The 23695-nt window shown below is 49.8% G+C and carries 14 protein-coding genes; 9 read left to right on the top strand and 5 right to left on the bottom strand.

Annotated elements, in window-relative coordinates; genetic code table 11:
* Positions 1 to 83: 83 nt before the first annotated feature.
* The 4 genes from MKQ68_RS15295 to MKQ68_RS15280 form a co-directional block, all read right to left on the bottom strand.
* Positions 84 to 1505, bottom strand: coding sequence for an SDR family oxidoreductase (locus tag MKQ68_RS15295; protein ID WP_264279879.1), 1422 nt, complete (start codon positions 1503 to 1505; stop codon positions 84 to 86).
* Between the two features lie 102 nt (positions 1506 to 1607).
* On the bottom strand, positions 1608 to 4133 hold the full coding sequence (locus MKQ68_RS15290) for a T9SS type A sorting domain-containing protein (protein WP_264279878.1): 2526 nt from the start codon (positions 4131 to 4133) through the stop codon (positions 1608 to 1610).
* 133 nt (positions 4134 to 4266) lie between these two features.
* Positions 4267 to 5046, bottom strand: a complete 780-nt coding sequence (locus tag MKQ68_RS15285) for a response regulator transcription factor (protein ID WP_264279877.1) — start codon at positions 5044 to 5046, stop codon at positions 4267 to 4269.
* Positions 5047 to 5049: 3 nt separating this feature from the next.
* Complete coding sequence (locus MKQ68_RS15280; protein ID WP_264279876.1) at positions 5050 to 8133, bottom strand: sensor histidine kinase; 3084 nt, start codon at positions 8131 to 8133, stop codon at positions 5050 to 5052.
* A 216-nt stretch (positions 8134 to 8349) separates the two neighbouring features.
* Between MKQ68_RS15280 and MKQ68_RS15275 the strand changes: the two genes are divergently transcribed.
* The 4 genes from MKQ68_RS15275 to MKQ68_RS15260 all read left to right on the top strand — a co-directional run bounded on the left by MKQ68_RS15275 (position 8350) and on the right by MKQ68_RS15260 (position 15076).
* Positions 8350 to 10446 carry a SusC/RagA family TonB-linked outer membrane protein gene (locus MKQ68_RS15275; protein WP_264279875.1) on the top strand — a complete coding sequence of 699 codons (2097 nt, stop codon included), beginning with the start codon at positions 8350 to 8352 and terminating at the stop codon, positions 10444 to 10446.
* On the top strand, positions 10386 to 11366 hold the full coding sequence (locus MKQ68_RS15270; RefSeq protein WP_349773823.1) for a TonB-dependent receptor domain-containing protein: 981 nt from the start codon (positions 10386 to 10388) through the stop codon (positions 11364 to 11366). Before MKQ68_RS15275 ends, MKQ68_RS15270 begins: the two co-directional genes overlap by 61 nt.
* 12 nt (positions 11367 to 11378) lie before the next feature.
* Positions 11379 to 12971 (top strand): RagB/SusD family nutrient uptake outer membrane protein, encoded by a 1593-nt coding sequence (locus MKQ68_RS15265; RefSeq protein WP_264279873.1) that lies wholly within the window; start codon positions 11379 to 11381, stop codon positions 12969 to 12971.
* 95 nt (positions 12972 to 13066) lie between these two features.
* The gene (locus MKQ68_RS15260) at positions 13067 to 15076 is read left to right on the top strand and encodes a glycoside hydrolase family 127 protein (protein ID WP_264279872.1); all 2010 of its coding nucleotides are present in this window, start codon (positions 13067 to 13069) and stop codon (positions 15074 to 15076) included.
* 201 nt (positions 15077 to 15277) lie between these two features.
* On the opposite strand, the gene MKQ68_RS15255 is transcribed toward MKQ68_RS15260, so the two are convergent.
* Entirely contained in the window at positions 15278 to 15796 is a 519-nt protein-coding gene (locus MKQ68_RS15255; protein WP_264279871.1) for a DUF4382 domain-containing protein, read from the bottom strand.
* A 263-nt stretch (positions 15797 to 16059) separates the two neighbouring features.
* Here MKQ68_RS15255 and MKQ68_RS15250 point away from each other — a divergent pair, with 263 nt between their 5' ends.
* The 5 genes from MKQ68_RS15250 to MKQ68_RS15230 all read left to right on the top strand — a co-directional run bounded on the left by MKQ68_RS15250 (position 16060) and on the right by MKQ68_RS15230 (position 23694).
* Positions 16060 to 17010, top strand: a complete 951-nt coding sequence (locus tag MKQ68_RS15250; RefSeq protein WP_264279870.1) for a fasciclin domain-containing protein — start codon at positions 16060 to 16062, stop codon at positions 17008 to 17010.
* A 128-nt stretch (positions 17011 to 17138) separates the two neighbouring features.
* Positions 17139 to 18359 (top strand): serine hydrolase domain-containing protein, encoded by a 1221-nt coding sequence (locus MKQ68_RS15245; protein WP_264279869.1) that lies wholly within the window; start codon positions 17139 to 17141, stop codon positions 18357 to 18359.
* Positions 18360 to 18433: 74 nt separating this feature from the next.
* The gene (locus MKQ68_RS15240) at positions 18434 to 19027 is read left to right on the top strand and encodes an RNA polymerase sigma-70 factor (protein ID WP_264279868.1); all 594 of its coding nucleotides are present in this window, start codon (positions 18434 to 18436) and stop codon (positions 19025 to 19027) included.
* Positions 19028 to 19079: 52 nt separating this feature from the next.
* On the top strand, positions 19080 to 20075 hold the full coding sequence (locus MKQ68_RS15235; protein WP_264279867.1) for a FecR family protein: 996 nt from the start codon (positions 19080 to 19082) through the stop codon (positions 20073 to 20075).
* Positions 20076 to 20286: 211 nt separating this feature from the next.
* Positions 20287 to 23694, top strand: a complete 3408-nt coding sequence (locus MKQ68_RS15230; RefSeq protein ID WP_264279866.1) for a TonB-dependent receptor — start codon at positions 20287 to 20289, stop codon at positions 23692 to 23694.
* Position 23695 lies beyond the last annotated feature (1 nt).

Below are 23695 nucleotides of genomic sequence, written 5' to 3'. Positions count from 1 at the left end.
GACTTAGGGCGGCGCCATTGCCGAGGGGGTGGTGAATTAACCACGCAATAGGCCGGGGATGTCAGGCCAGAAAGAGCAATTCCCTACTCCACAATCTTCCGCAACATCCCCCTGAATATAAAATGATGAAACGGCAGCATCGCATACCAATATAACCTGCCCGACAATCCCAGCGGACGAAAGGTCGCGGTTTGTGTTACCTCGTTATGCTCGTCGATACAAAACTCTAACCACGCTTCTCCTGGCAGTTTCATCTCGGCATACAGGAGCAAACGCTTTTGTTCGGTGCTGGAAAGTATCACGCGCCAGAAGTCGAGGATGTCGCCAGGTGCTACATTGGTGGCGTTCTTGCGGCCGCGGCGCAGACCTACACCGCCGAACAGGCGATCGATGAAGCCGCGGAACTCCCATAACCAGTTGCCATAATACCAGCCGGTTTTGCCGCCGATGGAGAATATTCTTTGCAGGGCGAGTGAAGGATCGTGAGTTTTCATTTTTTTTACGTCAGTGAACACGCCGAACTTAGGTACTTCGATATGTTTTGATAAACCTTTTCTGAATATACGGTTCTGACTTGAGTCGTTCCAGCTGGAAAGTACGAGGTTTTGTTCGATTTTCTCAAAGGCCATGCGAATCCCTTCTTTATAGGGGATGAGGGAAACGCCTAACTCGTCGGCCAGGTGGTTGGCTTCGGGGATCACATCGACTTTCATGCTCTGCACCAGGTTGCGCGCAAGGGGGTAGGAGGTGGAGGTCACAAAATAGAGCCAGTAGCTGGATAGCTTTGGTGTAAAGACGGGCACGATGATGATGCTGCGTTTGAGGTTTCTCACTTCCGCGAATTGCAGCAGCATTTGCTGGTAAGTAAGCAGGTCCGGACCGTAAATATCAAAGTGTTGATGATAGAGGTGTTCTTTCCCCAAAACGCCTGTCAGCATTTGCACAACGTTGCTGATGGCGATGGGTTGACATTTACTTTTCAGCCACTTGGGGGCGATCATGACTGGCAGTTTTTCTACAAGGTCGCGGATGATCTCGAAGGATGCGCTGCCCGACCCGATGATGATGCCTGCCCGCAAGGAGGTCAGGGGTGTTTTACCTTTCTTTAGTTCGTCTTCTACCGCCTTCCGGCTACTCAGGTGTTTGCTGAGTTGTTGCGCATTTACAATGCCAGTGAGGTAGATCAGCTGCCTGGCATTCGTTGTATCCAGGTACCGGGTAAAGTGCTGCGCCGAACGCAATTCTTCTTCACTGAAATCACCGCTACTGATGCTCATGGAATGCACCAGGTAATAAGCTGCATCAATATCTCCCGGAAGCCGATCCAGGGATTTTTCATCCATCATATCTGCTTCCACTACGGTAACCAGCTTTTGATCGAAATGCTGAATGTCCAGCCGCGCGGCATCGCGCACCATACAAATTACGTGGTGCTGTTGTTCCAGCAGCGTCGGCAACAGCCGTTTTCCAATGTACCCGGTCGCGCCGGTAAGAAGGATTTTCATATAAATGCTAACAAAATGTAGAATCGAACTGTTCAACCAATCCAAGGCAAAAAATAAGCCGGTAAGTCTGCAACTTACCGGCTTACTCATAAATCAGGCAGTTTACATCTTCACGACCGCCGTCACAGCAATTACTTTACGCAATGCCACGTCATACACTTTCAAATAATAAATACCTTTCTGCAAGGTGACATTCGGAATAATCACCACCGATTGCTGGTTATTCGCCAACCCGGTGTACACCACGCTGCCCTGCACGTCGTGGAGCGATAGGGTGTAACGGTTAGATGCATTCAGGCCCGTTACGGTAAACTGGCTGTTGAATGGGTTTGGATAGGCTGATACTATCTCCACGTCGTCGATCTTGCCAATACGGGCGTTGGTAGTGTTACAATCCACCGTAGTGAAGCGGGCAGTTGTACTGATGGAGTCCAGCGGGTGCCTGAACTTTACGGTCAACGTATGACTACCGGCTGTCGGAGTGATGGTAAAGCTGCTGTCTTGGCCTACAGGCAATATGGTAGTGTCATCCAGCAATACGGTTACACTGGTGCGCCATTTTACCGGTGGATAGTTGGTGATCTTGATCACATCTGCAGTCACGGTGGAGCAGTAGGTACTGTCCAGGCCGGAGAGTTTAGGCGCCGCCGTGAGGTTGGGATGTGTCATCAGTGTGATGGCGGCCTGGTTACCGAATACTGTACCGTTTTTACCCTCCCAGCGAACGGTATCCGCACCAATCACGTTCTGGAACGGAACATACCGCAACCCTTCGAGTTCACTGCGTTTAAGTACCTGGCCTGTCGTTTTAAGCAGGGTGCCGTTCGGATGTACGAGGTTGCCCCAGGTAGGCAGACGAATCAGTTTTACTTCTGTCAGCTGACCCGGACCATACTCGGGGCCGGAGAAGTGACTGGTAAAGTCTTTTACGCCAAAGCGGCCAGATTGATTGATGAGCAGCGGTTTCGTGAACGGCGTTGCGTCGGCGCTGTAGTCTGCATCGATCTGGATTTCGTACAACGTATTGAGGTAGGAGCCGTACCATTTGCCGTTGATGTCGTAGATGGTAAGTGGCAGACTGCTGATCGATTTGGACGAACCATTCTTGGGATGATAACTAATTTGCTGCGTACCGGAATTTGGAATGTTCTCCCAGATCATCAAGTCGCCATTCGCATTCAGGCCACGAATCTCTCCCAGTTCTTCTGACCCGAAACGGTTTTCCCTGGTGAGCTGCTTAAGTAATTTTAGGCTGTCGCCAGGCGATTTAATATAGAAGGAGGTGACGGATGTTCTGTCTGATACGTGCTTCATGAATGCGAGGTGCCCGTTCGTCAGGCGATAATATAACGGGATGTTTAATATACCGTTCCTAAGCTCCCCGAAAGATGTACGAACGCCATCTTTATAAAGGGACAAGCCCACATCGTTGATATTCCCTTCCGTTACGTAAAACGATAAGTAATCGCCATCTGTATCAATATAGTGTAAAGGTGTGGAAGCATCGCGGGCCATCACCAGGCTTGTTACACCCTGATTATATAGATACACTCCTTTGCTGAGGGTGTAATGCACGCGGCCAATACTGTCTACGTCGATATAGCCTACTCCCCGGGTGATGTAGGTGTTGGTTTGCGTTAGTTGGTCGCGGAGGAACAATGAATCGCCGGCCTGGCTCGTCCACGCAATGTATTTACCGGCGACGCGCACGGCTTTTATGCCTGCTTGTAACACAGTTACCCCGCTGTCGAGGAATTGATACAGGAGCGTACCGCTCGGCGCTGGATCGATATCCCTTCGGTTGCCCGTCCACACTACACCCCTCGGGGTTGCGAATATGTTTTTTAGCTGGGTGGTACTAACGTCAAAACGGTAAACGCCGGGGATTGTCTTAGTCACACCGCCAGGGTAATTTGTCAAGTGTAATCTCGGTTGATACTGCGCATTGAGCATGTCGGTCATCGATATCACCTGGCCATAATTGAACTCCATGATGTTGTGGTCCGATGGTAAGCTAAAGGTCTGCTTCAGTCCCGGTGTAATATCCACCGTAAAATAACTGGTTGCGAAAGCTTCCGCGTCGGAAGCATCAATCGCATATACACTCAACGGTGACACTTCTGCAGATGCATCAAATATAGTATCGACACTGCTGCCGTTAAACACGTAAGTGCGCGTGGCAAACCTTACCTCCATGCGACTTACAGGACCATCATCCACTGCATGCGCTTTTACGCGTAACAGCGGCCGGGCCACTGCTTCGCTGACAGGTGATTCCAATACTACAGTGGGCGGATTGTTTCGCAGGACGTTGATTACCGTGTCCAGCTGGTTGTTCAATGCATCGGTTGCGATGATGTGTAATTGGAGCGGACCGGAAGGCAGGGTGCTGAGGTTGAAGTTGCCAAAGAAATACGGAATGTTGGCAATGTTCATGGTAACCTCCTGTGTATTGATCTGTGCTCTCACCGACGTGATGGGCCCGGCGGACGAGGCAGCGTATCCCTCCACAAATACCTTATTGCCCAACACCTGGTTCGATTTGGGGACCAACATGGAAATCCGGACTTGCGCCATGGCAGTGTGCATCCCTAAAATAAGTAAGAGGCAAACGTAGAATTGTTTCATAGACAATAGTTAATCTTGGGTTTTTGAAAGTCTTGATCAGGCCCAGGGCTAAATGGGACGGTCATTCGCGCGACCGCAATATAAGGGGTGGGCAATATGCGCAAGTTGCTTAAATCAGTAGATTCTACGAATTTTAATCTTGATGGTCGCGTTTGCCTGCATGTGTTTTCATAAACGCAGTAGGCGACATCGAAAACTGTTTTGCGAATATCCGGTTAAAGTGATTGGGAGAACTGAAACCAGTGATGTGCGCGACCTCGAACACGCGCAGGTTGCCTTCCGCGAGTAAGGCTGCAGCTTTCTTTAAACGGGCCAGGTTGATCAGTTCATGTACGGTGAGGTTAGATATGGCTTTTATTTTCCGGTAGAGGGTGGGGCGGCTCATGTTCAATTCTACGGCAAGCAGTTCTCCGTCTAGTTGTGCATTGTCCAGGTGTTGGAGGATGATGTCGTTCAGGCGTTCCAGGAACTGTTCGTCGGCTTTGCCGCTCGCCATACTTTTGATATGAATGAGTGGTGTGTTGACAAAGTACTCGCGCAACATGCCCCGGTTTGCGAGCAGGTTGGCTACCTGGGCTTTCAGGTGCCTGGGCGAAAAAGGCTTTTCGATATACGCGTCTGCCCCGAGTTCCAATCCTTCGATTCGGGCTACCAGGGTATTTTTAGCGGTGAGCAGGATCACGGGTATGTGGCAATGTTCCAGGTCTGATTTGATGCGCCGGCAGAACTCGAAGCCGTCCATGACAGGCATCATGACGTCGCTGACGATGAGTTGTACGGTGGTGCTGGACAGCAGCTCCAGCGCCTGCTGCCCGTTGGTGATCTTCAAAATATGATACTGATCTCCGAGAATTTCTTCTACGAATTCCAGTATCTCTTTATTGTCATCAACGATTAATATAGTAGGAAGCATGTGTTATTTCGATTGAACTGCATTTAATGTAAACTCGATTTCCTGGTGTACAGGCAATGTTAATTCGAAGATGTTCATCCCGTTTACTGGTTCGCGAAGTTGTAAGTGGCCGCTGTGCAGTTGTGTAAGCGCACGCGCGAGTGGCAGACCAATGCCCGATCCGGGTTGTTCCATCGAATGTATACGGAAGAACGGTTCAAATATTTTCTCCCGCAGCTGCCAGGGAATCAGTGCGCCATCGTTCATTACACGTATTACAAAGTTGCCCTGCTCACCAGGTTCTTCGACCGTCACGAGCACCTGGCTGCCTGCATACTTCAGCGCATTGCCGATCAGGTTGTCGATGATCTTGTGAAACGCTTCCATGTCGATGAAGGCAGAAAAGTGTTGGGCAGGTAATTGCAGCTCAAACGCCAATGACTTCTGCTGTGCCGCCACCGCAAATGCCTGCACGTTTTTCTGTACAGTAAGCGGTATGTCCGCCTCCACAAAACTAAGGCGGAAGTCCTGGTGCTCGGTTTGCCGGAAGTCCAGCAGCTGGTCGGTTAAGGCCACCAGCCTCGCTGTATTTCTTTCAATGTTTTGTAAACTCTTTTTCACACCCGGATGTTCGCCCAATTCATCGATCACCATTTCGAGCGGACCTTTAATCAATGTCAGCGGCGTGCGTATCTCATGCGCTACATTCGTGAAAAATTCGATCTTGGCTTTATAGATCTCTTTCTCTTTCTGTTGCTCAAAGATGGCCATCTTACGCTGATGCCGCTCCCGTTGGCGACGGTGGTATGTGCGGATAAGAAAGTAGATCAGCAATAGTGTACATGCACCGTATGCGAAATATGCCGGAAAGCTTAACCACCATGGCGGCAGGATGCGTATCAATAATCTTGTTTCCCGCTGGTCCCAGCCAGTACGCACGCGGAACAGGTAATCACCTGGGGAGAGGTCGGTGAAATATACTTTGCGGTTGGTGGGCAGGTACGTCCAGTTGCGCTCCAGTCCATCCAACCGGTAAGCATAAGTGGTCATGTCTGCAGCAATATAAGTGAGGGCAGCGAAGCCGATCGCAAAAGACGATTGGTCGTAATTGATGCGCACTGTGTCCGCAAAACTAATCGCATACGGCAGCTGGTCAAATTCACGGTTGTTTAACTGCAGGCTGGTAATATGTACGGGCGGACTACCGGTATCCGGCAGCAGGGAAGCAGGGCGGAAGCTGATCAGTCCTTTTACACTGCCGAAAAATAAGGTGCCGGAACTATCACTGTAACCTGCATTATAATTGAATTGATCGGTGAGCAGTCCGTGTGATTTGCTGTACACTTTCCAGCTTTCTGCTGCCGGGTCATGTACGACGAGTCCTTGGGAAGTGCTGATCCAGAGGCGATGTTGCGGATCTTCTAACACTTTGTACACCATGTCGCTCGGCAGGCCGGAGCTGGTATTGAAACGGCTGAACTGCCGCCTGTCTTTATCGAGCCGGCACAGGCCACCGCCTTCGGTGGATATCCAGAGTTGTTGCTGACTGTCTTCAAATAGGCCGCAGATGCTGTTGCTGCTGATACCTTTGCCGCTGGCGTCGTAGCGGAAATTACCTTTCGTTCCTTTTTTCGGGTGATAATAATAGAGCCCGTTACCGATGGTGCCTGCCCAAAGGCAGCCATCCTGGTCTTCGTACAAACTAAATACATAACAATGTTCAGGAAAGCCCGGTGCTGGCACAAATCGCCCGCTGGTGCGCTCGTAACGGTAAATGCCATGACTGGTACCAAACAGCAGATCACCCGATTCCGTTTTGCAGGCAGAGATGATAAAGTTCGATTTTAAACCGTTGCCCGCCGGATCGGCATTGTAGTGCCGCAGGCGTTTACCGGTCCGAATATCCAGCACATCCAGCCCCTGCTGAAAAGTTCCCACCCATAGTTCATTTCCATCTGCCAGTAGTGCATGAATATTTGTAGATGAAACGGCTGTCGGGTAAGGATAACGAGTGATCTCTCCGGATGAAGTGTTGAGTTTATTCAGCCCTGCATCCTCGGTACCAATCCACAAATTACCATGACCATCGGCACATATTTCACGAACAGCGTGGCCGCTTAAACTATTGCTGGTACTGGTCCGGAAGTATTTTCTGAAGTAACTGTGTTGCTGGTGATAGTAATTTAATCCCCCGAAATAAGTGCCGCACCAGGTGCCGCCTTCACGGTCGCGGTATAAAGTGTAGGCTGCATTATCAGAAAGAGAATAAGGGTCGGAATCCTGTTGCTGCAATAACTGTATAGTGCCGTTGGCCAGATTGATACTATGAATGCCCGATTCACTCGCAATCCAATATTCATTGCCGGAAAAGTGAAGAATGTCGCGCACATACACCGGCTTCTTGCCCAGTAACGGACGATAATGCCCGGTGGCGGGGTCGAAGGCGGTCAGTCCACGAATAGTGCCGACCAGTATCTCTCCTGTTGCCGCAGCGTAAAGCGCGTTCATATCACGCAAAGTTGTATTGCCAGGGTTTACACAACGGAAGCTGTCGGCCTCATATCGTAAGATAGCCCCATCGATGGCACCTGCCCATATCGTACCGTCTTCGCCCATGCTGATGGCGGCGATGCGCAGGTTGGGCAAGTAACTGGTGATGCGCTCATTCCGTTCATCGTAACAATTTAATCGCAGGTCGGCGGTAAACCATACCTTCCCTTTGCCATCAGTGATAATGTCCAGCACTTCGCCTTTTTGTGCCGGCGCCCTGGCCGTAAACGTTTCTGTACGAGGATCAAACTCGTATACACCTTTACGCGTGCCGATCCATAGCGTATTTCGAATACCTTCGCCTATACAATACACGAACTCCCGCGTATTAAGGCCATTGTTCTGCGCCATGTTGAAAGCCTTGAACGCGCTGCCGTCAAACCTGCTGAGGCCTTCCTTCGTGCCGAACCACATGAAACCCTTGCTATCCTGTAAGACAGCAAACACCGTGTTATTTGGCAGTCCGTCCTCTACTTGGTAATGCCTGAAGTACACCGGCTGCGACCGGGCAGTGCCGGCCATACAAAACAGCAGTATATAAAGAAGCGCATATCTCATCCCTTCAAAAATAGCCAAAACGGGGGCAAAATGCAGGGCTGATACAAATTGGGAGAATTATGATACGGAGTGTTAAGCCCATCATTTTTAATTCTTGTTATTTTGACTCGCTTCCTGGATCCACTGAAGCTTGTTGCAAACAACCAAAATAAACCGTACTGCCATTATGTGCAGCGGGTGTTTACATCCTGTTATCAAATAAATTAGCTGACCGTTATGAAAAGAAGCTTACTTCTTCCGGCCGGTTGGGTGGCCATGGTAGGAATTACCGTGCTCCCGCTGGCGCTCTTTTCCCATCCCGCCAGGGCGATAGGAGAGTACGAGCCAACTACGAACTATTTTCAAGAAGTGAAAGTGTCGGGAACGGTGACCGACGAATCCGGCACGCCGCTGCCAGGCGTGGGCGTCAGGATCAAAGGAGGAAGTACCGGTGTGGCGACCGATGCCGCCGGTCATTACAGTATCGCTGTTCCGCGCGAATCCGCTACGCTGCTATTCAGTTATATCGGCTTCACCCCGCAGGAAGTCGTGGTCGGCAATCGCAGCACGATCAATGTAAAGCTGCTCGCTACCGAAACTTCGCTCAACGCCGTTGTGGTTGTCGGTTATGGCACACAGAAGCGCGAACGGGTAACCACCGCCATTGCCAGCGTGATATCAGAAAACTTCGTGAAAGGTGCCGTGCAGGATGCTGCCCAACTGGTGCGCGGCAAAGTGGCCGGGCTGAACGTGATTACGCCAGATGGTAATCCTACGAGTACGGCGCAGATCAATCTTCGCGGTATCACAACAATCACGTCCGGTACTTCCCCATTGGTGCTGATCGACGGTGTGCCGGGAACGCTTACCACGGTAGCGCCGGAAGACATAGAATCGATCGATGTATTGAAAGACGGATCTGCCGCCGCTATTTACGGCACAAGAGGTACGAACGGCGTGATACTTATCACCACGCGTAAAGTGGCAGGAGAAATGCCTGCCACGATTGACGTAAACAGTTATGTAACGGCGCAACGCATCACCCGTAAACTTGATTTTATGAATGCTGCGCAATACCGCGAGCTGGTGGCGCAAGGCAAACCAGGCGCTTACGACTATGGTGCTACCACCGATTGGATCGATGAAATTACACGCACGCCCATCTCGCAGGTATATAACCTCTCCCTGCGCGGCGGCTCTAAAAATACGAGCTACATCGCTAACCTGAACTACCGCAGCATGCAGGGGCTCATCCTGCGCTCGGATAACAAGATCTTATATCCACGTATCGAAGTAAATCATCGTATGCTGGATGGAAAACTTCGCCTGAACGCCAACCTGAGCGGCAGCCAGCAAACTTACTTCTCCGGTTCTGACGGTGGTGCCTACCGCGGCGATGTATACCGCAACGGTCTTACGTATAATCCCACCGACCCGGTAAAAGACGCCAATGGTAACTGGACCGAACATACAGATAAAACCGCCTACGCCAACCCGGTATCGCTGTTGATGGAAACGGACGGCAAAAATCAGCAGGCCAATTTCCGTACGATCGGTACCGTTACTTACTCCCCGATCAAAGGCCTCGATGTGATGTTACTCGGCTCCCGCGACCTCAATAACAGTACGCGCGGTTATTACGAAAGCAAGAAACACTACTCCACTTTGCGCGACGGCCGCAATGGCTACGCCTCCCGCGGTACCACGCGTTCGCAGGAAGATTTGCTGGAACTTACGGTCAACTACCAGCGCAGCTTCGCCGATCACGATTTCACAGTATTGGGCGGCTACAGCTGGCGACAAACGAACTACCAGGATTACTGGATGCAGAACTGGGATTTTCCGACAGATGATTTTTCCTATAATAATATCGGGGCCGGACTGGCACTCGCAAGGGGAGAGGCGCCGCAGAACTCCTATCAAAGTAGCAATAAACTGATCGGGTACTTCTTCCGATTGAACTACAGCTTTAAAAACAAGTATTTGCTGATGGCTAGCATCCGTCGTGAAGGCTCTTCCAAATTTGGTGTGAACAACAAGTATGGTAATTTTCCGGCCGTATCCGCCGGTTGGAATATACGGAACGAAGGCTTTATGGAAAACGTGAAAGCTGTTAGTGCATTGAAGTTGCGCGGTGGTTACGGCATTACCGGTACAGAGCCCAACGATCCCTACATGTCGCTCAACCGCCTGAACTTCGATACCTATACATTGGTGAACGGACAATGGGTACAGGCGATCAATCCATCTACCAATGCGAATCCTGACCTGCGCTGGGAAAAAAAGAGGAGGCGAACATCGGTCTTGATTATGGTTTATGGAACAACCGCGTAACCGGCTCGCTCGACCTTTACAAGCGCACTACACGCGACTTATTACTAGATTATTCGGTGCCTACGCCGCCGTATCTGTATAATACCATTCGCGCCAATGCGGCGTCTATGGAAAACAAGGGGATCGAATTCCAGGTGAATGTAGCGGCCATCGATCAAAAGGATTTCAAATGGAATACGTCAATCAACTATTCTACCAATAAAAATAAACTGCTGTCACTGTCCGATAAAAACTTTCAGCTGGCAGCCGGTTACTTCGATGCCGGTACCACCGAAGAGCCCATTCAGCAGGCGTTGGCAAGGATACAGATTGGTCAGCCTATCGGTAATTTCTGGGGCTTTAAGTCCGTCGATATTGATGAAAACGGGTATTGGATCATTGAAGGGAAAGATGGAGCAGCCAAGCCGATCGCGCAGCAGCAGGCGGATGATAAACAGATTATCGGTAATGGTTTGCCGAAGCATTACCTCAACTTCAACAACAGCCTGAGTTATAAAAACTTCGACCTGAATGTGACCATGCGCGGTGCTTTCGGCTTCCAGGTATTGAACTCGCCCCGTATGTTTTATGCGGCGCCGGTGATGCTTACACGTGGCAACCTGCTTACTTCCGCTTATGATAACATTTATGGCAAACGCCCGCTGGCGGATGATCAGTCGCTGAATTACCTGAGTTATTATATTGAAGACGGTGATTACTGGAAGATCGACAACGTAACGATCGGCTACAGCATCCCGCTGAAGAAGGTAGCGATAAAGGGTTTGAGAGTATATGCATCAGGTTCTAACCTGGTCACCTTTACCAAATACACCGGTGTTGATCCGGAAGTAGGTGTATCGGGACTTACACCTGGTTTCGATAACCGCGATCGTTATCCTGCTACCACCACCTTTACGCTTGGCGCATCTTTCACCTTTTAACCAAGACAGATCATGACACGTTTTAAAAAATGCATCCTGGCCCTGGCATTGGCTCCCTCTATGCTGGGCGCCTGCAACAGCGATCTGAACGAGATCGTATATTCCGACGTTACCGAACAAAACTACACCTACGATAATGCTACGACGGCAATGGGCATTGTATATGCGAATATGCGCAGCCTGTTCGGTCATACGAATTTTTATATGGCGCAGGAAACCACTTCGGATGAACTGGTGATGCCCGCCAACCCTTCCGGCTGGGACGACGGCGGCATTTTTAAAAGAATGCACCTGCACACCTGGAACTCCGAAAACCCGCAGCTGCTCAACATGTGGAACATCCTGTACCGCGGCGTTACCAATTCCAACCGGGTCATCGCTCAACTGGAATCGGGTAAAGTGCCGCCGCCAACTGGTGTGACGAAAGAATCGCTGATCGCGGAAATGCGGGCTGCGCGGGCTTTCTTTTACTGGTTGATATGCGACAACTTCGGTGATGCGCCGCTCGTTACCACGATCGGTACCGAACTACCGGAAAAGGCAACACGAAAAAATATCTATGATTTCATTGTGACCGAACTGAATGAGGCGATTCCTGATCTTAGTAAAACTAACGGCACGGCAATGCATGGCCGTTTCAATGAATGGGCTGCCAGGGCTTTACTTGCCAACATCTACCTCAACGCGAAAGTATATGTGGGCGAAGATAAGTGGGGCGATTGCCTCACCCAATGCAACGAGATCATCAACAGTGGTAAGTACAGCCTGGAAGACAACTTCCGCGATGTGTTCAGAACGCAGAACGAAAACTCGCCGGAGATCGTATTCGCCATCCCCTTTGATGAAAACCGCGGTGGAGGCTTTTTTGTAGACATGTTTTCCTGGCATGCCGCACTGCGTGATAAACGCGCGATGCAAATAACGCCCTGGGGCTCGGGCTCCGCGATGGGCGTGCCTCAGTTCATCGATACCTACGATCCCGCCGATAAACGCCTGGGTGATACCTGGCTGATGGGACAACAGTTTGCGCTGGACGGCACCACGCCATTAAAAGGCTCCTACGACATTGCCGGTCAGAACCTGGTGTTCACAAAGAACCTGCCCGACGGACTGTTCACCGGCGAAGCGGAAGGTTATCGCATGAATAAGTTCGAGATCAAGATTGGTGCGCGCTTCGACCTGAGTAATGATTTTCCGTTCTTTCGCTACGCGCAGGTATTGATGATGAAAGCCGAGTGTATGATGCGGACGGGCGACGCAGACGGTGCGGCATTGCTGGTAACAGATGTGCGCCGGAGAAGTTTTACAGATCCTGTCAAGGCGAATGTCAGCGGGGCTGCGCTTACCGGCAATACGCGCTACCAGTATGGTTACGTAGAAAATTATCAGTTGGTGGATCCGGGAAATACAGCTGTTGTGCCGTTCGGTGGTTTCATGGACGAGCTGGGCTGGGAGTTTGCATGGGAGGCACAACGCCGTCGCGATAACATTCGGTTTGGCGTATACACTACGAAAAGTTGGTTGTCGCACAAACCGCAGGGTGCCGACAGGGCCACGTTCATGATTCCGCAGGTAGCGGTTAACGCGAATCCAAAGCTGAAGTAGACCTGATTTTTGTTTTTGTCTTAGGAATACGGGGTACGTAATCTTACGCATGCCCCGTGTTTCTTTTTTGAATAAGCGTTATTAAATTTGAGATTATGAGATTAAAGATCATGTTGGCTGCCATTTGTCTTGGCGGAGTATTACACACATCAGCCCAGGCCACAGGCGAAGCGCAGCGTACAGCATTGCGACAGAACCCTTACCGCGAATTGCCGTTGGGGGCTATCAAAGCGCAAGGCTGGCTGAAGGAGATGCTCGTCCGGCAAAAAACCGGCGCTACCGGTCAGCTCGACCGCCTATACCCCTCTGTCATGGGCAACCGCAACGGCTGGCTGGGCGGCGACGGCGACCAGTGGGAGCGTGGTCCGTACTGGCTCGACGGACTATTGCCACTCGCGTATCTGCTCGACGATAAAGAACTGATCGCTAAAACCAAACCCTGGGTAGAGTGGGCGATTAAAAGCCAGCAACCCGACGGATACTTTGGTCCGTCGAAAGACTACGGTCCGGAACCCGGCGTGCAGCGCGACAATAGTCGTGACTGGTGGCCGAAAATGGTGATGCTGAAAGTGCTGAAACAATACTACTCTGCCACTGGCGACCAGCGTGTGATCAAACTGATGACTAATTATTTCCGTTACCAGCTGAAAGAACTGCCGTCCAAACCCCTCGACAACTGGACCTTCTGGGCGAAGTACAGGGGTGGCGATAACCTGATGCTCGTGTACTGGCTGTACAACATCACCGGCGACAACTTTCTGCTGGAACTCGGCGACCTGTTGCACAAACAAACCTTCGATTACACCACCGCCTTCCTCGACCGCAAGCTGCTGGCTACGCAAGGCAGCATCCACTGTGTGAACCTGGCGCAGGGATTCAAGGAACCGATGATCTACTATCAACGTCATCCCGAACAAAAATACCTGGATGCCATCCAGACCGGTTTCGCGGATCTGCGTAAGTTCAATGGCATGGCCCACGGCCTCTATGGTGGCGACGAAACGCTGCATGGTAACAATCCTACCCAGGGTTCTGAATTTTGTTCCGCAGTAGAAATGATGTTCTCGCTGGAAAGCATGCTCGAAATTACCGGCCAGGTATCCTTTGCAGATCATCTTGAAAAAATTGCCTTCAATGCTTTACCTGCACAGGCTTCCGACGACTTCCTGACCCGCCAGTATTTTCAGCAGGCTAACCAGGTGATGGCGACACATAAGATGCGCAACTTCGAAACGAACCACGATGGTACAGATGTATGTTACGGCCTGCTCACCGGCTTCCCTTGTTGCACGGCCAACATGCACCAGGGCTGGCCCAAGTTCGCACAGAACCTCTGGTATACCACGGCTGATAGTGGTCTGGCCGCCCTCGTGTACGCAGCCAGCGACGTGAAGACGGTGATCAACGGCAAGCCTGTAAGTTTTAAAGAAGAAACCAATTATCCTTTTAACGAGGAAGTGCGTTTTGTATTTAATACTGCTAAGAAATCGACCGTTACCTTCCCGCTGCACCTGCGTATTCCCGCCTGGTGTAAAAGCGCGACCATCAAAGTAAACGGCGAGAACTGGTCACAGCCGGAAGGCAACCAGGTCGTAAAAATCAGCCGCACCTGGAAAGATGGAGATGTAGTGGAGTTAACACTTCCTATGCACATTTACCGCAACACCTGGGAAGAGAACGCTATTTCTGTAGAACGCGGTCCGCTCGTATATGCCTTGAAGATAGGAGAGTCGACCAAGCTGGTAAAAAATCCTGGTCACCCGAACAACTATGGTGGACCTGAGTTTTACGAAGTGCGGCCAACAACCCCCTGGAACTACGGGCTGATACAGACAGACCGCCAGAAAATGGAGGAACAGTATCAGTTTGAAAAGAAAGCTATTGTCGCAACCTACCCCTGGAACCTGGACAATGCACCCGTGCAAATCAAAACGAAAGCCCGCAGGATACCTTCCTGGCAACTATACAATGAAATGGCCGGACCGCTGCCTTTCAGCATCACTTACCGCTTCGAATCGGCGGCTGAGGAAGAAGACATCGTGTTAGTGCCTTATGGCTGTACAAATTTGAGAATATCACAGTTCCCTGTTGTGAACAGGCGATAAAACGAAATAGAGGCGTCAGCATGTACTGGCGCCTCTATTCGTATATGGATCTTATTTCCATTCTATACCCTGATCTTCTGAAACCCGCGCCCCTGTTGAAGGCCTCTATACTATAAGTATACCTTCACCCTTTATCGCCCGAAATTTCCTTCTCACTTGCCATTCTGGTGATCAGATAGCGGGTGACTCTTTCTCCGTTTCTTATTTAATTTTCAGTACGGGCTTAAGTTTATAATCGCCGGTTCCTTCCTGGAAGATAGACAATGCCGCATCGAAGTCTACGATTACGGAGTCCAGGTCCGGGCGAAGGTTTTTATCCAGCTTGATCTTTAGCCCGCTACTGCTGCCGCTGGGAATGGTGAGTGGGTAAACGTTGGTACCGATTTTAATGCTGTTATCGCTACCCAGTACGAGCCTGATTTCTCTTAGTCTGCCGGTAGGCACAACCGCATGTGCGAGCAGCGTATCCACACCATTTTGATAATCTAAGAGGTTGTAGATGCCTGCCGTGGTGGCCAGGTCGATCCAGCCTTCGGTATCGCTGTTGTCGTCGCTGAATTTAACGCGTACCTGTTCGATGTCAACATTCACTTCCGATGCGTCATAGGGAGCATCGGTGAGCCTGATGCGAAGGTCGGTCGACTTATTTTCTTCTTTCTTACAGGAAGCGAAGGTGCCGATCAAAAAAGTGCCCGCGATAATGAAATGCAGTGGTTTCATGGTGTTTCGTTTGAATGATGGTTAAAAAGGTGTATCCGGTTAAGGCGGACTTTGGTTTTGACAGCGGTTTTGGTTGTAGGTTTAATGTGGTGTAAAAAAATACTACTTGTACCGAATTGTCCACACTTTTAGAAGAAGTGAAGTGTATTTATAACTGTAAATAGTATTAAAAAAGACAAATTTATGTGAGATACCTACAATAATAGTATTTAAAAATACTAAATGGCATTCCGTTTGGTATGTTTTCAAAAACACCAAATGTTATGAAAAAAACTACTTTACCCCTGGTTAAGCGGGGTATGATGATGCTGGTTGTATTGGCTACAGTATTGTTGGGCGCTTGCAGTAAGGACGACGACCAACCTACGAACAAGAGTATCGCTGCCATCGTGGCAACCAACAGCAACTTCTCCCTCCTGAACGTGGCCGTGGCACATGCCGGTTTAGGAAGCGTATTGGCTGGTACCGGCCCCTTCACCGTATTTGCACCGAACAACGCAGCATTTGTAGCAGCGGGATTTGATACCGAGGCTAAAATCAAAGCTGTTCCCGCTGAAACTTTGAAAAAGATTTTGATGTACCATGTTGTGGGACAGAAGATCGCTTCATCGGCGATTGCCACTGCCAGCAACACGGCTGTTAAAACCTCAGCAGACGTGGACATATTCGTTACCAAAAATGCGAATGGCGTATTTGTGAACGGCGCCACTGTATTAGAGGCAGACGTAATGGCCAGCAACGGCGTGATACACGTGATCAACACGGTGCTCATGCCACCAAGCGGCAATATCGTAGAAGCAGCGCAGGCTAATCCGAATTTTAGCTTCCTGGTTGCTGCGGTAGTGAGAGCCAGCACGGGATCTACCAACGTTGCACAGGTACTTTCCGGCGCTGGTCCGCTTACGGTTTTTGCGCCTACTAACCAGGCGTTCATCAATGCAGGTTTTGCGAACGTAGCGGCTATCCAGGCAGCTGATCCAGCAGTGCTTACCAGCATTCTTACTTATCACGTAGTAGCATCACGCGTATTCTCCAGCGACCTCACCGAAGGTGCTAAACCAGCGACAGTGAACGGTGCTACGCTGACGGTTACGTTAACCGGCGGTGCGAAAGTGAAAGGTAATAAGAACACGACTGCCGCCAGCATTTCCTCTGCCAATATGGTAACGACTAATGGTGTTATCCATGTGGTCGACCAGGTATTGCTTCCATAATCGCTATTTATCCTGTTTTAACAAAGCAACTACCGGCGTGCCGTGGTAGTTGCTTTGTTGTTTTGTGCCGAAAAAGTGAGCGTTATTTCGTACTTTAAGACTGAGATTGCTCCCCTAAACTCAGCCCAATGAAATTGCTTAAGGTACCTGACTATTTGTTTACCCTGTGGACCGTGCTTTTCGTCAATATTGCACATGCACAAGTTCCCGCAGACGTCAAAGACGCCATCATCGCAGTTGAAAATTCACTTACGCCGGAAATGATCATCAGCGCGGATAGTACGATCCCGTCAATGAATATTTACCAGCGAATGCGCGATTTGCATGTGAAGGGTGTGAGTATCGCCGTTATATACAATTACCAGATTGTATGGGTTAAAGGCTATGGCATGGCAGATGAATTAGAAAAGAGATCTGTGAATGCGAACACCTTATTCCAGGCTGCCTCTATCAGTAAAAGCATCAATAGTATGGCATTGTTAAAGCTGGTGCAGATGGGCAGGCTGGACCTGGATACAGATGTCAACCGATACCTTACCACCTGGAAGTTTCCGTACGACAGTGCGGCTGCGGGTAAAGTGATTACCGCAAGGCAATTACTGAGTCATTCGGCCGGGTTAACCGTTTCCGGTTTTCCGGGGTATAACCGACGGGCAGCACTTCCTGCATTAATCCAGGTGCTCAATGGTACCGCGCCGGCTAACTCGCCCGCCGTGCGTTCTTTTTTGCCGCCTGCCACGCGTTTCGAATATTCAGGTGGCGGAACAAATATCACACAGTTGCTGCTGACTGACATCACCGGCGAGCCTTACGAACAATTCTTACAGCGCGAAGTGCTTAATCCACTGGGCATGACGCGCAGCCGTTACGCGCTCTGTGGCGATACATCGAATATTGCCACCGCGTATTATAGAGATGGCAAACCGGTAAATGGCAAATATCACTTGTATCCGGAACTGGCCGCCGCCGGTTTATGGACTACGCCCACTGACATTGCCCGGTATATGATTGAATGCCAGCGGGTGCTGAGAGGTGATTCGGGTAAAGTACTGTCGCGTGTGCACATGCAGGAAAGATTTAAGCCCGTCGTAATGTATAACGAAAGTAAAGTCGGGCTGGGATTGTTTCTCCGTTATAAGAATGGCGCGTACTATTTCAATCACAACGGCGGCAACGCAGGGTTTAGCTGTGCTTCTTACGGCAGCCTGGAAGATGGGTACGGCATAGTGGTAATGACCAACAGCAGCAACAATGCATTTATGCTGGAGGTGTGTAATGCGGTGGCGCGGGTGTATCATTGGGACAGGTTTTTCGTTCCCCGGTTCGAAGCAGCAGTGCAAAAGCCATAATACATACTTAATGATTACTTAACATGCACATCGCCTGCTTCTTTTAATTTTGTTGCCGTCAATCCAAACATGTGATGGCGCAAAAGCTAACGGACTTATCAGACAATGCTCTCTTAAAACAATCCGTAAAGGGTGATGAACTCGCCTTTAACGAATTGTTTCGCCGTTATTTTAACAAGCTTTTCAAGTATACGCTCAGCTTCACCAAAGACAAACTTATTGCGGAAGAACTGGCGATGGATGTGATGCTTGGCATCTGGCAGCGCCGTGGTAACATCGTGGTGGAGGACAGTCTGGGTCCTTATCTGTTTAAGGCGATGAAAAATACACTCATCAACTATTGGCGCAGAAGAGCGCTAGAAACCAGTGGTCTTGATGTAAGTGAAGAACGCGATTATGCGGACAGCCGCTCGGCTGATCATAGCCTGCTTACTACCGAAATAAATAATCAATATCACCAACACCTCGAAGCCCTTAGCCCGCAACGCAAAAAAGTTTTTGAACTCAGCCGGCACGAGGAGCTTACCTATCCTGAGATTGCCAGCCGGCTTAACTTATCCGTAAGAACGGTGGAGCATCATATCAGCGCATCGCTTGTTATTCTTCGTAAGAAGTTGAAAACCATATCTGATACTACGTTAATCCTGGCAGCGCTGTTCCTTTCTTAAATATTTTGTCGTTGCATTAGGGGTAAGCCACTTTTTTTGTGTTCTATAGGGTATGGAACGTCCCCTGGATAAAACATTGCTTAGAAAATTCATCGACAATCGCTGTACACCGGAAGAATTGGTGCGTGTTCGCACATTCCTGCAACAACCGGAAGCGGAGCAGCTATTGGAAGAGATGCTGAACGAGCGCTGGACCGAAATTCCGGACGAACCTGCAGAAACCACTCAGCTGGAAGCCTGGCAGGCAACGTTCCGTCAAAAAATAACCACGCCCAAACCCCTACCGGCGAAACGATTTAAGCTGATGCCGATGTTCAAATACGCAGCAGCTGTGTTGCTGATCGCAACGGTAGGCGGTTATGGCTGGTATCATTTCAATAAGAAGCAGGCACCGATGGCAATAGCCATGCTGGAAAGCACCACCAAGGCGGGCAAACTGCTGAAGGTCGTGCTGCCCGACAGTACTATCGTATACCTGAACGCGGAAAGCCGCTTGCAGTACCCGGAGCAATTTACAGGTGATGCACGAACGGTGAGCCTGCAAGGAGAGGCCTTCTTCGATGTGAAGCAGGACGACCGTCATCCGTTTTTTGTTAAAACGGATGAATTGCAGGTACAGGTATTGGGAACGTCTTTTAACGTGAGATCTTATAAGGACGACGAGGCCATTGCGGTAACCGTTGCCACTGGTAAGGTTGGCGTGACCATTCCTGGGGGCAACACGCCGGGGAGCATCCTTTTGCCCGACCAGGAGCTGACTTATGCACGCAAATCCGGTCAGGTACAGGTGGCGGCCACCATTGCAGCCAATAGTCACGCCTGGGAAAAGGGCGCATTTGTATTTAACTACGAAACATTGGAAAATATCACGAAACGCCTTTCGAGATGGTATGGTATAACGGTTTCATGCGCCAACCCGGCACTACTTCAACAGCGATATAAGCTGAAAATCAGAAACGAAAAACTACATAACGTATTGCAGGCGCTCAGCACTTCGGGAAAGGGTTTCAGGTATGAGATCAGAGGAAACACAGTGGTGATCAAATAGTTCAGATAACAACAATAAATGCATATGATCGGGTAACCAACAGCCAACATAAATCAGCAACAGTAAAGGGTCTAAAAAAGAAAGAAGCGGAGGGTTCGAGGCCTCCACTTCGGTGTAGCTTTTAGATCTATTGATAATGCGTACAACAAATCATGTAAAAAGCTATGTACAATTCTACGAAAAAAAGAATGTAATTAAACACCTATGTGCAATGACGAGGTTCGCCTTTTTAGCGCTGGTCACCATTTTAACGGTGGCAGGCACGAGTGTCGCGGGAGTGGTAAAATCGCAGGGGATGGTAAGGGTGTCTGTCAACTTCAAGGGCGCTCAACTCGACCAGGTGTTGGATGCCCTGGAACGTCAGTCAGGCTTCACTTTCGCCTATCCGCAGGAGATTGGTAAACTGGCTCCCTTCAGCATCAGTGTGCAAAACGAAACCCTGCAGGCTACCCTGCAGCAGTTGTCGGCCGGACATCGGTTGGTATTTAAACCTGCAGGCAGCCTTATTTCCGTAAGCCAGCAGCCCAAGCCTCCTAAGCCCGGCAGGATTGTAGGCAAAGTGTTAGACGAAAAAGGGGAGTTGCTGCCAGGTGCCACTATTATAGTGCTGCAAACGGGCGCGGTAGTGCAAAGCAGTCCGGATGGAAGCTACCAGTTTACCCTGCCTCCGGGTACTTACACTGTGGAGGTGAGTTACATTTCCTTTCAAACCAAACGCATTGCAGAAATAGTGGTAGCGGAAGATCGCAGCACCAAACTGGATGTAGTGCTGCGCGTAGCCTCCAGTAGCCTGAAGCAGGTGGTCGTAACCGGTAAATACAAAACGGAAAGCACAGCGGCGTTATACCTGCGCCAGAAAAATGAGGCCGGTATTTCCAACGGCATCAGCCGCGAGCAGATGGCCGCGCTGCCGGATAAAAATGTTGGCGAAACGCTGAAAAGAATCTCCGGAGTGTCTACGAACGACAACCGCCGTGTGGTGGTGCGTGGCATTGCGGAACGTTACAACCTGGCTATGATGGATGGCGCGCAGCTGCCCAGTACAGATGTGCAGATCCGCGATTTCGAATTTGACATCGTGCCCAGTAACCTGATCGATAATGTCGTAGTGCATAAAACGGCTACGCCGGATATGAGTTTCGGTTTTGGTGGCGGTCTGGTGCAGATCAATACAATGGCCGTTCCCGAAAATAATTTTTTAACCCTTACTGCAGGGATGAAGTACATCACAGGCAGAACGGGAAAAGACTTTTTGGGTTATGGTCGTGGTAAAAACGACTACCTGGGTTTCGACGATGGTGGCCGCGACCATTTTCCTGATCAGCTGATCACCTTCAATCAGCAGAACTATACGCCTAATAACCCTTACGGAGCGCCTCCGGCCGGTGTTACGCCCATAACGCCGGCGCAGATAGCCGAACAGAATAAAAAGATAGGCGGTTTTGAACGTTTGGGCACACGTACGTATAAAGCGTTGCCCGGACAAAACTACCAGTTCAGCCTCGGTCGTGTGTATCAACTTAAAAGCAGCCGCCTTGGACTGGTTGGTTCTTTGAGCTATCGCAATGAACAGAACATGGATGAGATATCTCACTTTGGCAGAGGTGAATGGGAAAAGTTGGGTAACACGCGTGTCGATATCGCCACCGGCAAAGAATTGAACCCAACCTATGCTAACCAGTACAATTTCATCACGAGTTGGGGTGCATTGCTGAACGTTGGCTGGACCGCTAAAAATCACAAGATCACTGCCCGTAACTTTTATTCCCGCATGTTCGCCAACCAGTTTTCGCGTGTAGTGGGCTGGGGCAATGATATAGGTGCGGAGGACCCGGCTATAAGGGAATATGATCGTCCGAAATTTATAGACCTGTTGCAGAACCGTATTAACGGTGAACATACTGCCGGCGCATTTCGTTTCGATTGGAGCGTGTCGCGCAACAAGGTGAAAAACCTGGAGCAGGATGCCACGGAAGCCTGGCTGAATACTTATAAAACGCTGAACGGTAAACATTATAACGTGATCGTAAACGGTGTCACCAATCCGGGTGCTGGTACCTTTAACCGCTCGCAATACACCTACAGTGAAACCAATGAAGCCCTGGAAGGTGCGATCAGTTACAACTTCCGCATGTTGAAACAAAAACAGCTCTTTAAAACAGGTTACCAGTTTATGCAGCGCCAGGGTGAATATGATTGGGTGATCCTGCCCATCGGTACTGTACAACCTGTTAACAGCGTGTACAACTTTTTGCCGCTGCAGCAATGGGGTCAGTTCCTTGCGTTCAATGATCCGATGAAAGACCTGATGTACTACCCAGCTTCGTTTTCCCGTAACGGTTATGAAGGCCGCAACCTGAACCATGCTATTTATGGAATGATGGATAACCGCTTTACCAGCTGGCTGCGCCTCGTATGGGGATTACGGGCAGAATACTACCAGTACGAACGCCTTAGAAGCGGTCCTAACGACCTGGCAATTGATGCGCTGATAAAAAGAGAAGAAAGCCAGAAGTTTGTAGATCCTGGTACCGGTAAAATAGTAACGCCTTTTGCTGATCCTGAAACAGAGGAAAAGGCATGGCGATACCTGCCATCTGCGAGCCTTACGCTTACCCCGCTCAGGGATTTCAATATCCGCGCAGCCTATTCGCAATCGGTGATTCGTCCGGCCTTGATCGAAAACTCACGCATGGTGCGGTTTGATCCGGCCATCGGGGCTTTCCGCCGTACCGATGGCGTGTTATCTACTGTCATTGATCATTATGATCTGCGTTTTGAATGGTATCCTAAGCCGGGTGAGGTCATATCCTTCGGGGCTTTCTATAAGTATTTTGATAAACCGGTTGAACAATACCGTACACAGCCCGACGCTACCGGGCGTGTGTATCTCATCACCCAAAACTCGGAATGGGCAAAGGTGAAAGGGCTTGAATTCGATATGCGTAAGAGCCTTGGCTTTATTAAACCTGGTTTAAATTTCCTGGATGATCTGTACGTGAGCGCCAACCTTACGTTGCAGACATCGGATGTACAAGGCAGTGTGTTTGCGGGGAAATCAATGACCGATGATAAATATGGTAACCAGTATGAATACCGTACAAAAAAACTGCTGCGCGAAAAACGTCCGTTGTACGGCCAGGTACCGGTGGTGTACAACCTGGGACTGCAATATGCAGGCGATCGTTTGGGAGCTAACATAGCCTTTAATCATATGGGATATAAAACCTTTGCTACCGGACTGACGCCCGATATCGTAGAATATGAGCGCCCGCGCGGACAGCTGGATGCGCAGTTGAGCTATCGTTTCCTTAAAAATAAAAAACTGCAGACACGTCTGAATATCACGAACCTGCTCGATAATCCGTATCGCTTTTATATCAATAGTAATGATACTTACCAACTGCAGCCGCAATGGCGCGGCCTGCCTGGCTCTGCCATCACTGCTACGGAATGGGCCGACATCTATGAGTGGAAATATGGATTCACCCAGAAATACGAGAAGGGTTTTTGGGAAACAGATACAGATGGCAAAACCAAAACGCGGGTGGGCGATAAAGACACTTTCTTCCGCAAAGTAGGTACTTCCTTCAGCTTGTCAATTTCTTATACTTTCTAAC

The organism is Chitinophaga horti, from assembly GCF_022867795.2.
Classification (GTDB): Bacteria; Bacteroidota; Bacteroidia; order Chitinophagales; family Chitinophagaceae; genus Chitinophaga; species Chitinophaga horti.
The sequence above is the reverse complement of the archived record's forward strand: the minus strand, read 5'-3'. Positions and strand labels throughout refer to the sequence as shown.

What these genes read in the sequence shown, in the direction of transcription:
- MKQ68_RS15255 (WP_264279871.1), bottom strand. Translation starts at nt 15,796, where the DNA reads ATGAAACCACTGCATTTCATTATCGCGGGCACTTTTTTGATCGGCACC.
- MKQ68_RS15250 (WP_264279870.1), top strand. Translation starts at nt 16,060, where the DNA reads ATGAAAAAAACTACTTTACCCCTGGTTAAGCGGGGTATGATGATGCTG.
- MKQ68_RS15295 (WP_264279879.1), bottom strand. Translation starts at nt 1,505, where the DNA reads ATGAAAATCCTTCTTACCGGCGCGACCGGGTACATTGGAAAACGGCTG.
- MKQ68_RS15285 (WP_264279877.1), bottom strand. Translation starts at nt 5,046, where the DNA reads ATGCTTCCTACTATATTAATCGTTGATGACAATAAAGAGATACTGGAA.
- MKQ68_RS15235 (WP_264279867.1), top strand. Translation starts at nt 19,080, where the DNA reads ATGGAACGTCCCCTGGATAAAACATTGCTTAGAAAATTCATCGACAAT.
- MKQ68_RS15245 (WP_264279869.1), top strand. Translation starts at nt 17,139, where the DNA reads ATGAAATTGCTTAAGGTACCTGACTATTTGTTTACCCTGTGGACCGTG.
- MKQ68_RS15275 (WP_264279875.1), top strand. Translation starts at nt 8,350, where the DNA reads ATGAAAAGAAGCTTACTTCTTCCGGCCGGTTGGGTGGCCATGGTAGGA.
- MKQ68_RS15230 (WP_264279866.1), top strand. Translation starts at nt 20,287, where the DNA reads ATGACGAGGTTCGCCTTTTTAGCGCTGGTCACCATTTTAACGGTGGCA.
- MKQ68_RS15265 (WP_264279873.1), top strand. Translation starts at nt 11,379, where the DNA reads ATGACACGTTTTAAAAAATGCATCCTGGCCCTGGCATTGGCTCCCTCT.
- MKQ68_RS15260 (WP_264279872.1), top strand. Translation starts at nt 13,067, where the DNA reads ATGAGATTAAAGATCATGTTGGCTGCCATTTGTCTTGGCGGAGTATTA.
- MKQ68_RS15240 (WP_264279868.1), top strand. Translation starts at nt 18,434, where the DNA reads ATGGCGCAAAAGCTAACGGACTTATCAGACAATGCTCTCTTAAAACAA.
- MKQ68_RS15280 (WP_264279876.1), bottom strand. Translation starts at nt 8,133, where the DNA reads ATGAGATATGCGCTTCTTTATATACTGCTGTTTTGTATGGCCGGCACT.
- MKQ68_RS15290 (WP_264279878.1), bottom strand. Translation starts at nt 4,133, where the DNA reads ATGAAACAATTCTACGTTTGCCTCTTACTTATTTTAGGGATGCACACT.